Origin of the sequence: Mesorhizobium sp. M00.F.Ca.ET.216.01.1.1 (assembly GCF_004010325.2) — a bacterium.
Classification (GTDB): Bacteria; Pseudomonadota; Alphaproteobacteria; order Rhizobiales; family Rhizobiaceae; genus Mesorhizobium.
The window spans coordinates 1-408 of record NZ_SADR02000166.1 but is presented as its reverse complement, the minus strand read 5'-3'; the positions used below and the strand labels follow the sequence as shown (position 1 = coordinate 408).

1 pseudogene is annotated in these 408 nt (G+C 63.0%); it reads right to left on the bottom strand.

The annotated features are described in order from the left end of the window. Nucleotides 1-408: pseudogene (locus tag EN859_RS35560) on the bottom strand (mechanosensitive ion channel domain-containing protein); the annotation flags it as partial.

The following is a 408-nucleotide window of genomic DNA, read 5'->3' as shown; positions in this document are numbered from 1 at the left end:
CGCCGATCTTGATCTCGACGCGACCGAGCTTGTTGCGGTGCGTCCAGTTGCCGACCGCGTTGTTGATGAGATTGGAGTTCGGCAGGATCACCGATTGCCGCTGGAACGTCTCGATCTCGGTAGCGCGCACGCTGATCCTCTTCACCGTGCCGCTTATGTCGCGAGCAACGATCCAGTCGCCAACCTTGAACGGACGCTCGGCGAGCAGGATCAGGCCGGAGACGAAGTTGGAGACGACGTTCTGCAGACCGAAACCGATACCGAGCGACAGCGCTCCGGCAACCAGGGCAAGGTTGGAAAGATCGATTCCCGCCGCTCAAATGCCGACCAGGGCCGCGAGCGCCCCACCGGCGTAGCCCCCCCCCAGCCGGATCTAGTTGCGAACGCCGGCATCTACCTTGCCTCGCT